1 protein-coding gene is annotated in these 460 nt (G+C 70.0%); it reads left to right on the top strand.

The genetic code is table 11. The annotated features are described in order from the left end of the window. On the top strand, window positions 1-460 hold a 460-nt coding region (locus tag NCS02_RS20865; RefSeq protein ID WP_250523276.1), incomplete at both ends, for an SRPBCC family protein.

A 460-nucleotide genomic window follows, 5' to 3' on the forward strand; every position in this document is an offset into this window, starting at 1 on the left:
AGGCATTGGCTGGATCCCCGTCGCGCTCAGCGCGGCCTTGATCGTGTCCGGACTCGCCGGACGAAAGAAAGGCGCCGTGGCTCTCGCGCTCACTGCCTGCGCGGGCATGGCAGCGGCGAGTGCCGGGTACGGTGTCCCGCTCCATCGCGGACGGACAGACAACAAGGGGCGAAGTGGGATCGCCGGCGCGACGCCGGAGGTGGAGCGCGCAATCACAATCGGCAAGACTGCGGACGAGCTTCGTCGGCTCTGGCTTGCGCCCGGGACGCTCCCGCAACTCGTGGCAGGCTTCGCGACGTTGCACCCGGCGGGCGACGGCGGCATGCGCTGGGAAATAAGGACGCCGCTCGGTCGCGCCTACCAATGGGAATCGGAGATCGTCGACGGCCCCGGCGGAGGCGTCGGCTGGCGCTCGCTGCCTGGCGCCGCCATTCCGAACGAGGGATCCGTCCGCTTCGAC

The organism is Caballeronia sp. NCF2, assembly GCF_023631205.1.
Classification (GTDB): domain Bacteria; phylum Pseudomonadota; class Gammaproteobacteria; order Burkholderiales; family Burkholderiaceae; genus Caballeronia; species Caballeronia zhejiangensis.